Here is a 15,680-nt window from a genome sequence, read left to right as displayed (position 1 = left end):
AGTCACTGGCGAATAGAGTAGTAACTGTGAGGCGCAGGGTGGTCGGGAAAACTGATTCTCGGCCAGGTGCTGGAGACACCCGACCTGTGTCCCAGATATTAGGACAATGAGTATTCAACCGCGAACTCACGAAACGGTTTCGGACGAATCGAACTACGACTCACGCGCCGACTACATCTTCGTCGGCGTCGACAACGAGGGCGCACACCACGTCTACCGGACGACCGACGAGTCCGTTCACGTTATCGAGAACGGCGAGCGCACCTTTCGATACGATCTCGAGGACGTCGAGAAGACGATCGACGACTGGATCGACTACATCTACGACCGTCGCGGCGGCTTCGAAGCGCAGTACCTGTTCAAGACGATGGCTGACGCGATCGTCAGCGCTGTCGAGGTGAGCGACCAATGACGATCGTCAACAATCACGAAGCTGTCCTAAAGCGTGCCGAGCAACTCGAGCGTGAAGGCGCTCGCGAGATGCGCCTGCAAGCGGAGGCCCGCGCCGTCGCCGGCTACGAACCGGGCGACATTGAAGCGACCGGCTGCTCGGAGATCATTATCGCCGACGACGATACCCGAGGCTACAATCTCGAGGCCGAGGACGGCATTCTGCTCGTCGATGCCGATGACAACCCACGTATCGAAACCGACGGCGGCTGTGACCAGTCCACCGAAACGGCCGTCGAATTCGTCTTCGAATACACGTCGATCACCGGCCGCCGTCGACGTGTGACGATCGTCCCCGACACCGGTGGTGAAGCTTGGCGGATCGAACACGAACGTCGTGCTGGTGAGTGGCGAGAAACTGGCCGTGAACCGATTACCGAGTTCGACCTCCATGTGCGAGGACAACTCGAGGAACACAACGCCCGTGAGACCGATCCAGATCCACGGAGCCAGTCTGCCGTTCCTAATGGAGGCAACGTCAGTGAGTTGTTTCTCACTTCTCAGGACCACTACTGCGATATTTGCTCGAGGCCGTTCGACTCGATCGACGATCTCGCGAACCATGACTGTCGGCGTCACCGCGAGAGTGACTAACTGAAACCACCTCGGGATCGCGTTGACCATCCAGTGCAGTAGACCACGACCGCTCCTCGTCGCTCGAAATAAGGAGCTTACTCCCAGTCCTTGATCGAGCCAACACCGGCCGTCCAGATCACAGAAATGCTGGCGACAGTGGGGAGTTTCCCACTGCAGATTCTCGAGGCGGCTCTCGAGTTTCCGACCTACTGCTCTCAGTCGCGTTCCCGACTTCGCTTACCAGCCAGCGCCAGCTCTGTCTCCTAACCCTACCACCGAACCAAACCCCACATGAGCACGAACCCCGACTCACCCGGACCAACTGCACAGACGATCCAAACACTCACCGACGAACTCGAGGCGCTTCGTGAGCGCGTCAGTACCCTCGAGTCCGAACTCATCGGAAAAGACGAACGTATTGCGCACCTCGAGACCGCCCTCGAGGAGACTCGACCGGAAAACGAACATGTTAAAGAACGCCTCGAGACCCTCGAGGAAATCCAGACGCCCATCGAGGCCCGCCTGGACGCCCACGAGAAAAAACTCAACGCGAACAAAGACCGCGTCGGCGAACTCCAAGCGCGTGAACTCGAAAAAGGGGCGCATCTCCTCGAGGATCACGTCGACGAAGGTGAGATCGACGTCGTGGATGGCCGCCTCGAGCGCATCCGCAAAGACGACGGGCAGCGCTACTTCCGACTTCCAGAGAGTGACGACCCACTCGAGCGTGGCGGGGACGTCGCGCTCTCACACGCGGACCTGCTCCCGATTCAACAGCTCGCGAAGCTGGACGAGGATATGTTACGAGCAACGACGTCCTCACTGCCGTCACGACTCGCTGCAAAGCTCTGGAGGGCGCGTGTCGACTCAACGGTTGGTGACAACCCGTGGCGGAAAGGGAGCGCTGGCGTTCGCGAGTACGTCAGTGCCGGCGAGATGAAACACTGGATCCGTCGCCAAGAGACGGGCGTCAGTGATTCCTACGCGAAGAAGTTGGTCTCTCGGACGATCGATGCGTTGCTCGAGCTTTCGAAGAGCCGACTAGCGGTGAAGAAGAGGAGGCAACGAAAGAACGGCCTCGAGTACACCGAGCGCCGTGTTCTATTGATGGATGACGCCGACATTCCCGGTGAGAGTCTCGAGTCCGGAGACACCTGACGTCCACACTCGAGGGTGTCCTCCGGCTATTCATAACCCCTGAGAAGGGTTGCACTCTGTACATCTGACTAATATCCAGCACAAGAGCGGTTGTATGCAGTGTATCGCTACTAGGCAGTACGTCACTCGACCGGTCGTCGTCGGTCTTCCTCGAGTGAGTCGCCTGTGGATGTGTCTGAAGACGTCAGCTGTCTCCGGACAGGAATCAAACTGGCAGTGGCTTGTGCATTACGATCACGCGCAGTAAACACGTGGAGTCCAGTAGAGAGGCGAGATTACTCGTATTTGTGAACTATCTTCAATCAAATTAAGTGATTGTTATAAACTAGCAAACAAATCTTGTAGAACTGGTATCACCTCTCGTACCTACACTAAACTTTGGGACAGAATCAAAAATTCATGGACTCTTGTACGTCCCGCGATGAGTTAGCAAATACTCTCCGTTGTTGGGTATTGGATGCATGTCGAGTGATTTTCGCATGGGCGCTGCAGGCTTGCGGAAGCCGACCTCACGAATCCGCTTGTGAGCGTAACTCTGCCCCGGTTTCACGGGGTCTCCGCCGCCGGTCCATCGGCTGGCATCCGTATGTCAGACCATGGAGAACTTGGAACCCATCGACCCCGAAACCGCACTGACCTGTACCTGACCGACCGCGACACCGAGGTCACGCAAGCCACGCTGTACTCGCATAGTTCCCGGCTTAGCCACTTCGTGCGTTGGTGCGACCAGCAGGGTATCGACAACCTGAACGAGTTGACGGGCCGGAAGATGCAAGAGTACCGATTGTGGCGGCGTGAAGAAGGCGATCTGTCACCGGCGTCCGAGAAGACGCAGATGGATACCGTCCGGGTGTTCGTGAAGTACCTCCTATCCCTTTCCGGAGTGAGTCGTCTCCCTTTGTTTCGACCGCAAAAATCTCGTTCTGTGCGTTCACACCGACGATATCTGGAATCTTACTGCCGATTTGGATCAAGTCATTGATTTCGCAGTTCGCAAGTTCCGTACACCGTTTTCGAACCTTCTCGTAGCTTTGGTCTCCACCTGGATCTACATAGAAAATAGCGTCTTGCCGGTGGAGATAGTTGATTACGGCTTTCTGGACGGTAGCTTCATTCATCGAGATGTGATCTATGTCCTATCCACATGAAATCACTTCATCTCAGTACCCTCCATATCCGTGGGCTACCGATTTCAACAAACCAGATGGCGCTGTCTATGCAGTGGGAGTAGGGAGGAGCGTTTTGAGTACCGAGTTCCGTTCAAGCGTGTCCTGGTTACCGACGATAGTGCAGTGTTCAGCGGCCGTCAAGACCGCATAGAGTGTTTCGATATCACTGACAGGAGCGGATACGATGCGTTCAGGGTCAGACACGCCGAGACTTACTACCGCCGACTCATGGAAGTCCCCGGTCAGTTCGTGTGGGAGGCGTACCGGGATGCTCTTATCGCCGAGTGCGTCCCGGATTGCGTTCGCGTGAGCAGCAAACGGTGTAACGACGACGTCCGGATCCTGCTCCCGGCAGATCTGTTCGACTGTCCCGGCCTCACCGGGGTTCTGCGTGAGCAGACGGTTGAGGAACGGCGTAGCCCGGAGCGGGACATTCACCTCGATCTGATGGGTGTCACCGTCGATGGGGTTGTTCGTCAATACTGTGAACCGAATATCCTGGATCGTGTACTCGTTCTGGATCGTTAACTCACCAGCGTCCAATGTCCGCAGATCGTCGAGTGCACGGGAGATCTGAAGTGCATCCACTTCTTCAGCGGGTTCAAGCCGGAGGTATCGGGCTGCTCCTGTCGAGTCCTGGGAGGGGACTCGGTATTCTTGCGTCGTTTCCGTGAGAGCGGTTTCTGCGTTCCCCGTTGTGTCCACGAACTCGACGGAACCCGGTATCGGAGTTGCCGTGATATCGAGTCCAGTGAACGCATCAGCGACTGGCTCTGGGAGTTCTGCCGGGACCGCGAGGCTCTGACTGTCGTCGTTATCAACGTTCGCGAACCGGCGGTACAGGCGGTTGAAGTAGCTCTCGTTCAGCCGGGAGGTCCGTGCATCGCCGCTAACCATCTGTGGTCCGGGACGGCGAGTATCGCCCATGGCGACGATGCGGTCACCGAGGACACCGAGGAAGTGGAACTGTGGTTCGGTCAGTGGCTCGGCACCGACGAGGACAACGGCATCGAAGAACCGGTCGGAATGGGGACGAGCCTCTGGATCACCGGTCTGCATGGCGTGGAAGACGTGATCGGTAAGCGCATACCGGGTTGAGGAAATGACAACACGGGCGTTATCGAGTGCCGTGTAGATGGCGTGGCCATCCATGTCCGGTGTGATGGCATCGGTATCAGCACCGGCGAATCCATCCATCCGTACCACGTCGTCGTACTCGGCAAGATTGGTTTCGATCGTGTCGGTGAGTTCCGGAACCTCACTCAGGACGAGGACACGCTGTGCGTCCGCGGGAATCCCTTCGTCTTGCCCGGGCTTCTGGAACTGTGCGGTCGCCACCTGCGCGACGAGGTCTGCAACCACGTCAGACCGGTTACGCCGGGCCGGGACGTCGATATAGAGCTCCTTGTTATCGAGATAGTTGGTTACCTGTTCAGGTTCCTCCAGTGGGAGTTCCTCGAGGGTGTCATTTGCCTCGCCGGTAGCCTCCAGTAGTGGAGTGACCTCCGCGCGTTGTGCGTAATCGAGTTGGCTGAGAAGGTCACGGGGGAACGTATCTGTCGACACGGTCCGTTGTGCTTCGAACGTGGCCTGCGGATCGAGAAAGGTCACGTTCGGACGGCCGTCGAGTTCAAAGACGACTTCATCACCGGTATGGCCGTAGTACGTAGCGGTCTGGTAGTACTCGGTATCGGTGTGGTAGAGGCGGACCGAGTCCCCGGGACGGAACGAGGGGACGACGGGTTGATCGGTTGTGAACCGCAGTCGTTGCTGCCCCTCGACCGCGTCGAGTTCCAGTTGCGGAAGCAACAGTCCAGCCTGAATCAGGCTATCACGGCACAGATGGTCAAGTTCAGTCCCGAGCGCATGCCGTGCTTTTCGTTCCTCGTTCAACGCGGTACGTAGCCGGTTGTAGTGATCTGTTACAGCAGGATTCCGGAAGTCAAGTCGCTGCTCACACTCGTCAAATAACGGGCACTGGGTGATGATCTCTCCCTCCTCGTTGGTTTCGAAGCAGTCCCAGCGCCGTTCGGACTGGCAGTAGAACTGGCAGGGTGCTGGCAGCGTTGCATCATCGGTAACATTGCCGATCGTAGTGGCTTCTTTGAACGTGCACCCGGTGCAGTCACGGCCGTAGGTAGTCGGGGTACCAAACCCTTCACGGAGAACGGCTGCATCGTTCCGCATCTCCATGATCGCGTGCAGATCGTGTTTCCGGAGCTCTACCCGTTCGAGTTCGACTCCGTCAGCGTCAACGAGATTCGGATAGACGAGTACGCCTTCGATCCCCTCCTCGACCCGGTCTAGAAGCTCTTCACCTGGCTCAAGCGTTTCCAGCGTCAATGCGAGCAAGTAGATACGGAGCTGGAACCGGTGATGGTTGCGCTGTGCGTCAGTCGGTTGGTATGAGGTCTTCAGATCATAGGGGGTGCCATCGATCACCAGATCAACACGGCCGTTGAATCCGAGCGATGAGGACAAGGCAACCTCTGTGTTCACCGTCTCTGCCGTTGCCACCGTTTCAGTAAAGCTCTCGTCTGTGAGAAGTGGCTTGATGGCGTCCCACGCGTGCTCTTTGATATTGGTCGAACTGATCCACGCTAATCGGCAGAGCGCAAGATCGACGGCATAGTCAGTGTTGAGGACATCCTCGAAACACGCTTCCATCGCTGTTTCTGACCATCCAGTGTCGAAATTCTCGCGGTAGTCCGGGTCATCTACAGCATACTCGAGGAGACTGTGAACGATCCGGCCTTTGACCGACCCGGGTGACAGGTCGTAGCGGCCGGGGGAGTACACCTGCTTTTCGTATTTCAGGTCGTAAATCCGGGGACACTCGCTCGTGGACCGCATCTCACTTTTCCCGATCGGTGTTTCGGGGTCGCGGATGAGGATGGAGGTGACGTTGAAGTACCACGTATCGTTGTGTTCGTTCGGTACGCCCCGTACAATGACCGTTTCGCCGTGTTGCAGGGGAACGTCGTCAAGCGTGTCATGGACGTATTCCGGGGTAGCACCGAACGTATCAGTCCATTCCGGGGCCTCATGCCAGCAGGAAAGGAACGCTGAGCCATCGAACTGGCAGCTACTGGCATCGAGTTCGTACATCGTTTTCTGGCCGCCACGGCTCCCCGTTTTCGGGCCGTCACGAACGGTGCATCGGACGGTGACTTCTTCGTCGTGGTGGTCCGTGTTGTCGACCACCGCTGGTAGTGTGTGGATCATTTAGTTATCCTCCTCGAGGGTGGCGATACTGCGTGTGAGCAGTCGTCGGTCGAGCATCTGTTCCTGATAGCGGTACTGGTGTGTGCACGAGTGGCGTTTGAGGCAGTCGGGGCAGGCGTGGACGCACTGTTTGGTGATCTCTTCGACGCGCTCCGCCAGTTCGCTGATGTCGCGGCGCTGTGACCGGCGGTTCGCGAACCGTTCGTAGGTCTGCCGGACTCGGGTGTCGAAGAACGTGCGGTCCTCGAGAGCGAAGACAACGTCTACTGGCCGCGGTGTCCGGCCGAGTCGGTCACGGACAGCGTCGTATTCGTCGGCGACAGCAGCATAGAACCGTGCAAGTTCCTGGGTTTCGGCGACTGAGGCAAGTTGCCGTCGGACAAGTGGTTGGACGTCCTCAAAGTCGGTGTGGCGGTAGTCGGATCCGAGATCGGTGTATGCGGCGCGGAGATCCCCGGTCTGATGCGTTCCTGCCGGTCCGGCCATCTCAACGAGATCGAACAGGTACTCTCCGGAGTGGTCACGGAGGACTGTGAGTAGCGTTTCTTCTGTTGCTCCGATGTGGCAGCAGCCCTGTGCTCCGATACCGGTAAGCAGTGTGTCGTCGTCGATGGATTGGATGTCGTCGAAAATTTCCTTACTGACTCCGGCTCCGCCCTGGATGGAGTCGTAGATCCCGATTTCGATCTGGTCGCTGTCGCGTTCTTGGAAGTTGACATCGTACCAGGCTTCGAATTCGCTTCCACCGGCACTGTATTCAGCAGCCCAGGAGGCGACAGCGTGTTTCAGGGAGTGGACGAGGACGTGCTGTGCGAACGTTTCGATCCGGTCCGGGTTACTGCATTGCTCGAAGATCGTGGTAAGAGTGGAGTTGTAGTCGTCACAGAGTGCTGCGTACCGGTCGAGTTGTGCCTCGTCGTAGTCCAAGAGACCCAGTCGGGTGTCAGGACGGGGGAGGAGACTGGGGAGAAGGTCTTGGATGGTGTCGATCGAGGCGTCGAAAATCGAATTCGGCATTGACGAGGTGGTGGCAAGTGAATAGTCGGCTGCCACGAGGGCTTCGAAGAAGGGGGTGACGCTGAACGCGTGGCTGAGGGCGTCTTCCTGGAAGAATAACCGGTCCCAGAGAAGGCGGTAGAGGAGGGAGAACTGGAGGTCACGGTACAGCGGTGTGCCCTCGGCGAGTGTCTGGTCAACGAGGTCAGCGAGGAACGATTTCTCCAGATCGAAGAGGACGACCTGGCTCTCCTCACGGCTCCCGACGAACGCTGTTTTATCATCGTCCTCGTGCCGGTAGCGAATGACCTCCGAAAAGGTACGGTCGTCCCCATACAGGGTGAGGAGGGTAGCGTAGTAGGTTTTCAGGAAGACAGCGTCGTCACTGAACGAGGCCGAGTCGAACAGGCCGTTTGTCAGGTCCTCGAGACTGTAATCATCCCGGACTGTACCCCGGTCGAGGAGGTGTTTGAACCAGAGGAACTGCGATGTCGGATCGCCGTGCAGTTTCCGGAGTGCATCATCAGGGACATCGTCCGGATTCCGGTTCCGGACGAGTTGGTTGACGTCATCCCAGTAGTAGTGGGTGATCTCCCCGTTTTCGCCGACGCTGGGGTTCCAGACGATGAACTGGTTGGGGATGTAGACTTCAACCGCCCCTGGGTCGTGTTGGTACGGTGTGTACTGTTCTTCGTCCGTGTCCGGAAGGATCTGGTTGAGGGACTCAGAGGTCCGCATACGGAGTCCTGGATCGATGTCGGCGAATCCGGGGCGGGATGATGGCTCGAAGTTCCCGGTCCAGATTTCGAACTCCCAGCGCCGCTTGTAGCCACCGGGGAGGAAGCTTCCGAGCATCAGGTCGAGTGGCTCGTTCGCGAGGAATCCTTCACTGGCGTTAGTGACGCTTACGTTACCTCCGACCTGCTCAGAGATGAAGGTGCTCGGAACGCTGTATGGGCGGGTGGCTTCGGGATCCAGTTTGAACAGGTCCGGGATGTGGCAGTACGGACTGAACTGGTTGCGTCGCACCCGATCGAGAAGATCGTCCTGATACTGGACGAGGCCGTTGAGACGGGCCAGCAGCCGCTCTTCCCGCGTCTGGTCTTCTGCTTCAGCGAGGGGGGTGTCACTGTCACTCATCGGTCTGGATGCTAATGTTGTTGTCCTGGAGCAGCCGCCGTTTGTATTTCAGATCATCAAGCTGTGTCGACAGATCGCTCTGCTTGGTGCCGCGGGGGATCCGGGCTGCCTCCCAGAACTGTTGCATTTCGCCGTCGACAGCGAAAGGTGTGAGTGGTGCCTGTGTTCGGGCGACGTAGCTCTGGATTTCATCGACCACTTCGGTGATGTGGTCGTCGTCCACAGCGGGGAACGCCCGATGCAGCCAGGATTCGATCTTGTCTGGGTCCTGCAGTTTCTCGTCTAGTGTGTCGATATCCAGTCGCCGGTAAATCTCGTCAGCCGTGTCGTGGTCGGTGATGTTCAGATAATCGAAGATGGCGGAAACGAGGTGCTCTGTGCGGACGAACTCGTTTTCTTCATCGAGGTTGATTTGAAGATACCGTGGATCAGGGTCGCTGAGTAGGTTTTCGTGGTGGAAGTAGAACGCGTCCTCGGGCCGGGAACCGAGGACCACCACGGAGACCGGATGATCCTCAGGACTGCGGCCACCTCGGCCTTTCCGCTGGACGAACCCGGGGATGTTCATCGGTGCCCGGTACTGGAACGTGCCCATGATACCGGGATGGTCGAATCCGACCTCCAGGGCGCTTGTGGTCACCATCATGTCCCACGCATCGTCGTTGACTGGGCGCCCGTCAGGGGTCTCGGTTCGGCCGCTTTTGTGCATGTAGACGTCCATCGGTTCGAGGTCCAGATCGTCCGTCATCGTCCACCAGCACTCGCCGGCCTCGTACACTGGACAAGGGTTGAGCTGTGCGTTCGGCGGGAGTGGTTCGCAGACAGCACGCTCGTGGTCAGCTGCATTTGAACGGAACTGGTGTTTCGGGCAGTCCGGATTCGTTCCGTCTTCTCCCTCGTCCCGGAGGAACGCATCTGGAGTGCGGAGTGTGAACAGTTCCTGGCCTTCGACACCGCGGTCGCTTTCTGCGTCGTGGATGTAATCTCCAAGCCGTTTGACGGAGTCAATCGAGTCCACGAATCCCAGGATCTTGTTTTTCAATGGGCCGTCGTCCGGCTGTTCTTTCAGGATGGTGTGGTACATGGAGAACGCTACCTGGATCATCGAGGAGAGGTTGGTGACGTTCGTTTCCACGTAGTCGTCTTCGTCCCAGTCACGGCGTGGCAGGTATTTCGCTTCTCCCTGCGGGACTTGGACTTCACGGGGATCGGTGGCTTTGATGAATACGAGGTATTCCCACCCTATCTCCTCGATCTCGTTCTCATTACAGTGATCTTTGTAGTGATCACCGCTACACTCGTCTCCTTTACAGGGCGTGATCTCCTCCGCCTGCGGTGTTCCGAAGATTTTCTTCGTGAACGGTGCAGCGTTGGAGATGGTTGCACTGGAGGCAACGAGGCTGGGTTCCTGCTGGTCGTCGACAGCTTTGAGTGCAGCCTTGAACCGTCGCATCACGTTGGCAACGTGCATTCCGTACTGATTAGTGTAGACGTGGACCTCGTCGAGGACCACGAACTTGGGTGGGGAACTGTGTTTCCAGAACTGGCTGTGGCCACGGTGGTCCATCAGGCGACGGTGGAGGGTGTCCGGTGTGACGACGATGATATCGGCGGTCGCACCCTTGTCGGCCCGTGCAAAATCGAGACTGTGCGCCGGGTCTTTCCCGCACTCCATGCTGTCGGTCGAGATCCGACCGTCGCACCCCTCGACCGGGCAATCGATTTCCGTGTTTTCCGCGCCGCTGTGTTGAAGGGCAACGGTGACGGGAAGTGAGTCGAACGGTGTGTCCCCCTCGGCGATGATCTGTTCGAGGTCGTACAGGTATTCGACGATCCGTTCAAACTGGTTGTCACACAGGTCTTTCCGGGGATAGGCGAGGACCGCGTCCACACCGTCGAGTTGGATGTCGGGATGAGCGGTCGTGAACGTGTACGCGAGGATCGGAAACAGGAACGCCTCTGTCTTCCCACCACCAGTGCTGGCGGTGACTACGTGGGACGTGTCACGTGCATCGGTGGTGACGGCCTGGCGGTACAGCCGGTCAAGTGCCCGGCCTTGGAACGCTGCCAACCCAGTCATGTCACGTTGGTGGCAGAGTTCGTAGATGAGTTCCAGAGCGTTCTGGGTCGCATCCCGCCATGATCCAGTGTTGGCTGTTGCCGCGAGTTCGGGAGCAGGGTCAGCGGTCCGGATCGTGTCGAGGATGTCACGGATCTCGTCACTGAGATCGATCCCCTCCTCGCCCCACTTCGGTTTCTCCCGGGACTGGATGTCCATCTTCACCATCTTCGTGAGGCTGGGTGCGTGTTCGAAGTCGCTTTCGTCGTTGAATCGCTGGCGGAGGAGGGCAAAGTACCGGGTGACCTCTGCCACGCGGCTGCGAACGCGTTGCTTGTCGTACACGTACAGGAGGACATCCCGTTCGACGAGTTTGTCGATAACGTGCTGGAACAGGAGTTTGCTTGCGACCGCGTTCGAGAGTTCAGCGGGGAACGCGTGTGTGATGTCGATGGGATCACCGGTCCCGACCTCTGCCTCACCCTGGACGAAGAACCGGTGGAACCGGTCGTACAGGTCGGAAAGCGGGACAGTTGCGTCGTAGTTCCCAGCGTTGATCTGTTCCTTGCACTCGCTGTCAGTCCATCGGAGGACCTGCTGCTGAACCTGCTCGGCTTCGTTGGCGGTTTCAAGGGCATCCCACATCTCGGCTACGCCCGTGAGGTGGGTGTCCGCGGAGTTGTTGGTACTACTCAACGTTAATCACCGCGTGGATATCCGTGATTTCGTCCGTCCCGTACAGTTGCTGGAGGAATGTGAAGCTCTCCGCATCATCGAAGTCGGTGTGTTTGATGATGTCCGTTAGACGGCCGTCATGGTCGTGGAGTGCGTCGATGAACTGTTCCTCGCGAGTTGGTCCCGTTAGGAGATCCTGTATTTTATCGATGAGATGTGGAACCTCTGCGAAATTCCCTTTGGACAGTTCGGTCTCTGCCGTGTCAAGCAGATCGTGGGCCGCCTCACGTGTCTCATCGGTGCTGATACCGTCGATTTCGTCTTCGAGACCCTCGAGTTGGATCGAGCACTGGCGTTGATTGCGCTCGATCGTGCCAGCTTCAGATTCGAGGCTGGACGCCGCGGGTTTGGCGTCGTCCTGAAGCATCTGGAGTGCGCTATCGTAATCCCCAGCGTTGTACTCGTCACGGTAGTCTTCGATGTAACCATCCAACGTGTCGAGATCCGCCTCGAGATCTGCTTTCGCCGAATTGTTGTCCGAGATGCTGTCGATCGTCTCTTCTGCATCGTCACGGAGCGACGTGACGGTGTCGTAGAGATCGAGGCACTGCCCTTTCTTCTCGAGGATGTCGTCGATATCAGATTCGATCTTCTCGACCTCGCTTTCGATGGACCCGGTCCGGTCCTGCAGGCGTTGGTACTGCTCGTTCTCGATAAGTTCCTCCAACTCGGACTGGTACTGCTGGAGATCGCCTTGGTATTCGGAGAGTTGGGCAGCGAGTGAGCCCTCCACTTCAGCATCCTCGATACGGTCAATCAGGTTCTGGACCGTGTAGTTACAGAGGTTTTCTGCCTCTCCAACGATGAGGTCTTGGCGGTCATCGATGGCGTCATCGACGTCTTCTTCGAGGTCAGTGATGTCATCGACGACGTGGTTGATCTCGTTCAGGTCACTGGGATCGGGTGTCCAGACTGTCTGGAACTCCTCCAGTTCGTTTTGGAGATCGGAGAGTGTGTTCTGGTAGGTGTTCACCCCGTCGACGTTGAGGTCGGTAGCCTGCTCTACCAGTTCTTTTGCTGTTTCCAGACGTGTCTCTGCCCGTTTCCGTGTCTCGTTGAACTGGTCTTTGACGCTGACCACGTCGTACGCGTCGACGGTTTTCCCTTCACGCTGGACCGAGACAGATTCCACGTAGTCGTGGATCTGGAGATGGTCGAGATACCACTGGAACATGGCGTTCTCGTCCCCCGAAGGACAGTCGAAGACGTACTCCTGTTTCAGCCGTGTCTGCATCTCGTTGACCGTGAGTGGCCCGTCTTGGTTGAGTAATCGGTACAGTTCGTACCACGGAGGACGGTCACCTTCCAGGTCAGGATAGGTCCAGCGGCGACTGTCCTTTGCGACCAGGGACTGCTCACGGAGTCCCTGCATGATATCGCCGTTGAGTTCGTGCTGTTTCAGGTCGAGGATATCCCGGAGGTCGCCGATCGGGAACGATTTCGTGCTGTTGTCCCGGAGATAGTCGACGATCTCACGGAAGGTTGATTCGGGGTACGGGAGAAGCAGGTCATCGAACCGGTCCTGGAGTTCTGGGATGGCATCCAGTTCGTCTACGATTGTGTCTTCAGACACATCTTCGCTCGCAGTGGTGTCGGTGCGTCCCAGCGCTAACAGCCGGCCATAGATGAACTCGTCACGCTGGCTGGCTGTGATGTCGAGCTGGATGACACGTTCCCGGTAGTAGTTCTGTTCGTTGGTCGAGAGGTCACGCAGGTATTTGTTTGCCTCTGCAGAGAGTTGCTGGCCCTGTTTGACGAGGACACCGAACGACGCCTTGTGGTCCCGAATCGTCTCCACGTAAAGCTGAACGAGGTCCTCCGGGATTTCCTGCCCGTTGTAGACGCCGAGTGCGACAGTTTGGTTGTTCTGGCCGTCAGCTCGCTTGACCTGGATCAGGTACAGATTGAATTCGTACCGGCCATGGGCTTTCGTTACCGGGTTCTTACGAAGACTGCCGTACTCTGCTTCTTGGAGAGCAAGACCAAGTCCGCGTGTGAGATCCTTCTGGAATTTGTCTGAAGCGGTCTGAGACTGGAGGTCGAGTTTCTGGATCTCAGTCCCGTCTTCGCTGCCACCACCTAGGAGGAAGTCCTCGGCCTCTTCGCTCAAGGTGTAGGTGTAGCGGCCGTGATGTTCACGTTGTTCGAGGACGCGGAGTTCCTGCGTATCATCGCCTTCGATGGTGATTGCACCCATGAGTTCGCCGGGAACACCGTCGGAGAACGCTCGTTCAGGTACTGCTTCGCCTTCGCCGATAAGCCGGCCCTGTAACCGATCGAAATCATCGCGGGCGTCGGGGTGAACATCCTCCAGCGCGTTTTTGAGGTGGCTGATGGCACGCTGGTCAAGGAGTTCTTCGTCGCGGGTGAACGATTTGAACCCAGTGAGGGCGTAGACGATCGCCTCGCCGTCGATACGGTCCGATTCGACCTCGGCCGCGTATTTGAGGGCTTCCGAATAGAGTCGGAGAATTTCTCGTGGGTGTCCACCGGTGATCTTGGTAACCACCTCGACGGTTTCAGGGACGATCGGCGTGATCTCTCCTTGGTTCGTTGTCCGGTGATGATCCATCCGGTCGATCAGCATCTCCTTGACGTTCTCCGGCGGGAGGTCTCCCAGATAGACTTCAGCACCTTGGAAGCGCTGGACGAGTGCGTTTCCAAGGGCCTCGTCGTCATCCTCGTAGCTGGTGATCCGCATCCGAGCCCCCTGTGAGAACCCGAGCAGGATGTGGATACCAGCAGCGTTGAGTTTGTCGACGAGTTGCCGGAAGGCCCGAACAAATGGCTTCACGATCTCTTCGTCCTCGTTGGCGATGTCCTCAGCTTCGTCGATGAAGACGAAGACGGCGCGGTAATCGTGGTCGTCGCGTGCAGTGTTTATGACTTGTCGCAGGTTCTGGATGATATTATCCTGCAGACGTTCGAATTCGTAGGCTTCGTCAACGCTGTCTTCTGGCTCGACGGATGGTAGATCATCGATGAGAGGCTCGAGTTCAGGAGCATTATCGATGATCTCGTCAAGGATGCGTTCGTAGAGGAGTTTGATACTGAGTCCGAGGTTACCGACGTATGCTGCGATGGCGTCGTAGGTGGTATTGTCGACTGTGACGCCCTCGCGGATGGAGTCGCGGAGGTTGACGAGGTGGTGTGACTTACCCGTCCCGTATTCGCCGAAGATCATCCGGCGTTTCATTGGGGTTGGACTTCGGATGCCTTCTTCGACGAATTCCTGAAGTTGGTGTTCCTGCTCGTCGCGGCCGACGAGTTTGTACCGGGCGGCGGTTTCTTCGTCGGCGATCGTGGTCGAGAACGGGTCCTGATCTAAGTCGAATCGGTCGTATTTCGTCGTTGATTTACTCATGGATGTGTGCTTCGTTGAGGGCGTCCTGGTTGAGGATCATCTCCTCGTAGCTGGCTTCAGATACGATGCCGTCGGTCTGTAGGCGAGAGAGGAGTCTATCGAAGGTGCTGCGATCGATGCCATACATCGTTTCGAGGCGTTCGAAGAGTTGGGGTTCGCGTATCCCAGCGTCGGCAGTACCGCCCAGGTCAGTGTATTCTTCGTGGACGACGTGCGCGAACAGGCGTACAGGCCAGCGTCCCTTTGTATATCCGTTTGAGCCGTGTTCCATGACGTCGGCGTCGGTCAGGAGATCGAGTCCCATATCGATGGTGAACGCATTCATCTTGTCCTCGAGGAAGGCTTCACCGTCGAACTCGCGTTTCATCTCGTTTTTCGTCACCGGCCCATAGCGATAGACGTGTTTTGAGAGGAGTACGAGCATCGGGTGCTCGTACATCAGGTTGGTGAGAACCCGATCGGCTTGGACACGTTCGTTCCCAGCACCCAGGATCTCGTCACCGGCATAGAGTAGGACAGTGTTATCGACTGCAGCATCTACGTCGTCAGGTGTTGTGAGTCGATACCCGTCCTCGATTTCGTGTATCAGGTAAGCATCTCGAAGGTGGGTGATGATGTCGTCAGCACCTTCTGATGCGTCTTTGTCTGGATAGTCGATGTTCTTCCGCTGGCGGAGCGCATCTGCAAGTTCGTCGCGCGTTGTCTGGTCTCGTTCTGCGATGAGTTCGAGTCCGGCCCTGAGCTGGAATAGCCGTGCGTATTGGAGTGTCATGGATGGCTGTGTTGTGGTCGTATCTGGGTTCGGTTG

At 57.4% G+C, this 15,680-nt stretch carries 8 protein-coding genes and 1 pseudogene; 4 read left to right on the top strand and 5 right to left on the bottom strand.

Features of this window, described 5'->3' with window-relative positions:
• Positions 1 to 106: 106 nt before the first annotated feature.
• From ACERJA_RS12305 to ACERJA_RS12290, 4 genes and pseudogenes are all read left to right on the top strand, one after another.
• On the top strand, positions 107 to 412 hold the full coding sequence (locus ACERJA_RS12305; RefSeq protein WP_373608531.1) for a hypothetical protein: 306 nt from the start codon (positions 107 to 109) through the stop codon (positions 410 to 412).
• On the top strand, positions 409 to 1,044 hold the full coding sequence (locus ACERJA_RS12300) for a hypothetical protein (RefSeq protein ID WP_373608530.1): 636 nt from the start codon (positions 409 to 411) through the stop codon (positions 1,042 to 1,044). The genes ACERJA_RS12305 and ACERJA_RS12300 overlap by 4 nt, the downstream gene beginning before the upstream one ends.
• 273 nt (positions 1,045 to 1,317) lie before the next feature.
• Positions 1,318 to 2,184, top strand: a complete 867-nt coding sequence (locus ACERJA_RS12295; RefSeq protein ID WP_373608529.1) for a hypothetical protein — start codon at positions 1,318 to 1,320, stop codon at positions 2,182 to 2,184.
• A gap of 596 nt (positions 2,185 to 2,780) precedes the next feature.
• Positions 2,781 to 3,070 (top strand): annotated as a pseudogene (locus ACERJA_RS12290) (site-specific integrase); the annotation flags it as partial.
• Between the two features lie 328 nt (positions 3,071 to 3,398).
• On the opposite strand, the gene ACERJA_RS12285 reads toward ACERJA_RS12290, so the two are convergent.
• From ACERJA_RS12285 to ACERJA_RS12265, 5 genes are read right to left on the bottom strand one after another with little or no spacing between them, the layout of a single operon-like run.
• Positions 3,399 to 6,578 (bottom strand): PD-(D/E)XK nuclease family protein, encoded by a 3,180-nt coding sequence (locus ACERJA_RS12285; protein WP_373608528.1) that lies wholly within the window; start codon positions 6,576 to 6,578, stop codon positions 3,399 to 3,401.
• Positions 6,579 to 8,714 (bottom strand): hypothetical protein, encoded by a 2,136-nt coding sequence (locus ACERJA_RS12280; protein WP_373608527.1) that lies wholly within the window; start codon positions 8,712 to 8,714, stop codon positions 6,579 to 6,581.
• Complete coding sequence (locus ACERJA_RS12275; RefSeq protein WP_373608525.1) at positions 8,707 to 11,469, bottom strand: DEAD/DEAH box helicase; 2,763 nt, start codon at positions 11,467 to 11,469, stop codon at positions 8,707 to 8,709. The genes ACERJA_RS12280 and ACERJA_RS12275 overlap by 8 nt, the downstream gene beginning before the upstream one ends.
• Positions 11,462 to 14,872 carry an AAA family ATPase gene (locus ACERJA_RS12270; RefSeq protein ID WP_373608524.1) on the bottom strand — a complete coding sequence of 1,137 codons (3,411 nt, stop codon included), beginning with the start codon at positions 14,870 to 14,872 and terminating at the stop codon, positions 11,462 to 11,464. The genes ACERJA_RS12275 and ACERJA_RS12270 overlap by 8 nt, the downstream gene beginning before the upstream one ends.
• Positions 14,865 to 15,644, bottom strand: a complete 780-nt coding sequence (locus tag ACERJA_RS12265) for a hypothetical protein (protein WP_373608523.1) — start codon at positions 15,642 to 15,644, stop codon at positions 14,865 to 14,867. The genes ACERJA_RS12270 and ACERJA_RS12265 overlap by 8 nt, the downstream gene beginning before the upstream one ends.
• Positions 15,645 to 15,680 lie beyond the last annotated feature (36 nt).

It is taken from the genome of Natronorubrum sp. A-ect3 (assembly GCF_041821125.1).
Taxonomy (GTDB): Archaea; Halobacteriota; Halobacteria; order Halobacteriales; family Natrialbaceae; genus Natronorubrum; species Natronorubrum bangense.
This window is presented reverse-complemented; position numbering and strand designations above follow the sequence as displayed.